Origin of the sequence: Kaistella sp. (genome assembly GCF_032060305.1) — a bacterium.
GTDB classification, from domain to species: domain Bacteria; phylum Bacteroidota; class Bacteroidia; order Flavobacteriales; family Weeksellaceae; genus Kaistella; species Kaistella yananensis.
Map to the genome: position 1 here is coordinate 1 of NZ_DAMBHK010000116.1, position 3,652 is coordinate 3,652.

Annotated in this window: 3 protein-coding genes and 1 pseudogene; 1 reads left to right on the top strand and 3 read right to left on the bottom strand. The window is 39.8% G+C overall.

Annotation, left to right across the window (positions count from 1 at the left end):
- The 3 genes and pseudogenes from secA to V5N63_RS11320 form a co-directional block, all read right to left on the bottom strand.
- Positions 1-1,241 (bottom strand): annotated as a pseudogene (secA, locus tag V5N63_RS11310) (preprotein translocase subunit SecA); the annotation flags it as partial.
- Between the two features lie 108 nt (positions 1,242-1,349).
- Complete coding sequence (locus V5N63_RS11315; RefSeq protein ID WP_088468449.1) at positions 1,350-1,571, bottom strand: DUF2795 domain-containing protein; 222 nt, start codon at positions 1,569-1,571, stop codon at positions 1,350-1,352.
- Positions 1,572-1,667: 96 nt separating this feature from the next.
- Positions 1,668-2,696, bottom strand: coding sequence for a GDP-mannose 4,6-dehydratase (locus V5N63_RS11320; protein WP_332034025.1), 1,029 nt, complete (start codon positions 2,694-2,696; stop codon positions 1,668-1,670).
- Between the two features lie 65 nt (positions 2,697-2,761).
- Here V5N63_RS11320 and V5N63_RS11325 point away from each other — a divergent pair, with 65 nt between their 5' ends.
- Positions 2,762-3,553 carry a DUF2797 domain-containing protein gene (locus V5N63_RS11325; protein WP_332034026.1) on the top strand — a complete coding sequence of 264 codons (792 nt, stop codon included), beginning with the start codon at positions 2,762-2,764 and terminating at the stop codon, positions 3,551-3,553.
- The last annotated feature ends 99 nt before the right edge of the window (positions 3,554-3,652 follow it).

The following is a 3,652-nucleotide window of genomic DNA, read 5'->3' on the forward strand; positions in this document are numbered from 1 at the left end:
TCAACCTTAGGCATATCGCGGTTGTTATCGGCCATATACTGTCCTTCAGTTTTCTGAAGAAGCGCTTTGTTTCCGCTTTCGGAAAGGAATTTAATTAAAGGTCTGGATTTCGGTAAACCTCTGTAGGCCTGCAGCAATTTGAAACCGCCATCTTTTGTATTTCCGTTGGCAATAAGTTTTTTCGCTTCGTTAAAAATAGCTGAAACCGTTTTTTTCTGAATTTCCACAATTCTGTCCACAGAAGGCTTCAACACATCAAATTCCTGACGGTCGCCCTGGGGAACCGGTCCTGAAATGATAAGTGGAGTTCTGGCATCATCTACCAAAACGGAGTCTACCTCATCCACAATCGCAAAGTTCAGTTCACCCTGTACGAGTTCGGTTGGTGAAGTAACCATGTTATCTCTCAAATAATCGAAACCGAATTCGTTGTTGGTGCCGTAAGTGATACTGGATTGGTAAGCTTTTCGTCTTGCATCGGAATTAGGCTGGTGAAGGTCGATACAGTCGATGGTTAATCCATGGAACTGGTAGAGTGGACCCATCCACGCGGAGTCACGTTTCGCAAGATAATCGTTCACAGTAACTACGTGAACACCTCTTCCCGGAAGTGCGTTAAGGTAAATCGGTAAAGTTCCCACGAGGGTTTTACCTTCACCGGTTGCCATTTCGGCAATTTTACCGCTGTGTAGTACCACACCACCGATAAACTGTACATCGTAATGTACCATATCCCAAACAACCGGAGTTCCTGCTGCATCCCAACGGTTTTTCCAGATGGCAATGTCGCCCTGAACTTCAACGAAATCTTTTGTTGCAGCAAGCTCTCTGTCGAGTTCTGTTGCAGTTACACGGATTTCGCCGTTTTGGGCAAGTCTTCTGGAAGTTTCTTTTACGAGGGCAAATGCTTCAGGAAGGATTTCGTTGAGCACTTTCTCTTCTATTTGGTAGGATTCTTTTTTCAGTTGTTCCACTTTCGAAAAAAGTTCTTCCTTTTCATCAACATTCGAAGAATTTTTGATCTGTTCCTTAATCTGTTCAATCTGGGAAGTGATTCCGGCTGTAGCAGTTTTTATTTTTTCTTTGAATTCTGCCGTCTTGTCGCGTAAACCGTCATCAGTAAGTTCCTGAATTTTTGGCTCAACAGCTTTTATTTTGGCCACCACTTTTTTTACTTCTTTCAGGTCGGTCGTGTTTTTATCGCCCAGAAAACCTTTAAGAACTTTGTCTATAAAACCCATAGTATTTGCGTTCGGCTGCCTACGCGTGCATTCAGCCATTTTAAGATTTTAATTTTTTAGAATTTTTCTAAAATATAAAAAACCGGCTGCAGATAGCCGGCTGCGTTATTAATATTCGTCTTCGTTCCACAGGAAGTCGTCGTCTGTAGGATAATCGCTCCAAACTTCTTCAATGGATTCATAAACTTCACCTTCGTCCTCGATCGCCTGAAGATTTTCAACAACTTCCATTGGTGCGCCGGTTCTGATGGCGTAATCAATAAGTTCGGCCTTTGTCATCGGCCAAGGTGCGTCGCTTAGATAAGAAGCCAGTTCTAATGTCCAATACATATAATTAATTTTTTGCAAAAGTATAAAATTAGGCGACATAAAAAAGAGATTTTGTCGCTGAGTTTCAATAAACTTTGATTTTTATTTCAAAATTTTTCATGAACCATTTCTCAAAAACCATTCCACAAACTTTTTTATGCCATTTTGGAATCTTGTGGTTGGATGATAGCCTATTAATGTCTTGGCTTTTGTAATATCTGCATTGGTTTTATGCACATCGCCAGGTTGCATGGGCAGTATTTTTTTTCGCGGTTTTATTTCCAGATTTTCTTCAATTCCGGCAAGCATTTCTTCGAGGGTAATCACTTCATTTTCACCAAGATTAATGATTTCATACACTTTTTCATTCTTATCCAGATACTGAATTGATTTCTGGATCCCATCAATAATGTCATCTATATAGGTATAGTCTCTGGAGGTGGAACCGTCGCCGTAGAAGGGGATTTCTTTGTTTTCACTCATCAATTTCGTGAATTTGTGAATGGCTAAATCGGGTCTTTGCCGCGGGCCGTAAACCGTGAAAAAACGCAGGTGAATCATATTGATGCCGTAGAGGTGATGGTATACATGCCCCAGAATTTCGGTACATTTTTTTGTTGCGGCATAAGGGGAAATTGGCTGGTCAACATTGTCGCTTTCTGAAAAAGGAATTTTTGAGTTGTTGCCGTAAATGCTTGAACTTGAAGCGCAAATAATTTTTTTAATATTAAATTCATTGCATAGTTCCCAAAGGTTCATTGTGCCTTTCACGTTTACTTCTTCGTATTCCAAAGGTTTTTCAATGGAAGGTCGCACGCCGGCCAGTGCTGCCAAATGAATGACGGCATCAATTTTATGTTTGCTGAAAATTTTTTCGAGTCCGGCCTTGTCTCTAATGTCTTGGTTATAAATGTGATAGTTTTTGGTGGAAGTTTCGAAAATAAGCTTCTGGATATCGTGCTCTTTATTGTGGAAGGAAAACTCAAAAGGTTTACCGACAGATTCCAGAGTATTCCGGATTTTTATCCTATAATCATAAAAATCATCAAAATTGTCAATATTAATGACAGAATGTCTGTTTTTTAATAATTGCTCTACCAGGTGCGAACCGATAAAACCGCTTCCTCCGGTAACTAGATATTTCATCTTTGGTTTTATTTAGTACAAATTTAATTAAATTCAAATCATTATTTTTACTGAAATATTATAATATGCAGTTCTCCGGACAAATCCTGAAAATGACAACGCAAAACGCGAAACCCATTCAATATTTCCTTAATCTGTCGAATGATCTCATCAATATGAATCAGCTGATCGGTAAAAACCTTAAGTTGAAACATATCGGTTACGAATGCGTGAACTGCGGCAGTGAAGAAAAGATTTACAGGATGGGATTCTGCAAAAAATGTTTTTTCGAAAGTCCTTATGCCAGCGAAACCATCATCCGCCCCGAACTCTCCACCGCTCACTTGGGTATTGGCGAACGGGATTTAGCGGTTGAAGAGGCGATACAGCTGCAGTCGCATATTGTTTATTTGGCTTATACCGGTGATGTGAAAGTGGGTGTTACACGCGAAAGCCAGATCCCAACACGCTGGATTGATCAGGGAGCGACTTTTGCACTTCCCATTGCCAAAACCGAAAACCGTTATGAAGCCGGAATGATTGAAGTCGCCCTGAAAGAACATCTGGCCGACAAAACCAACTGGCGCAAAATGCTGGAAGACGATTTCGAGGATGATCTGGATCTTGCCGACTTCCGCGAAAAGATAAAAGATTATTTTCCGGATAATTTCAAAAATTTCTATTCGATGGAACATGAAATGCTCCGTTTGGATTACCCATATGAAGCACCTGAAAAAATTAACTCTTTCACTTTAGATAAAAAACCTGAATTTGAAGGCGTTTTACGCGGAATTAAAGGGCAGTATCTATCTTTTGAAGGTGGTGATTTTATAAATGTAAGAGGGCATGAGGGGTATGTGATTAGTCTGGAACTTTAGCATTTCTTTTTTTCTTCATTTCCTATATCATTTCAGGACTTGATTGGCACAGAATTTAATCTTCAAAAAAATGAGGAAAAACTACTTTAGAATTTTACT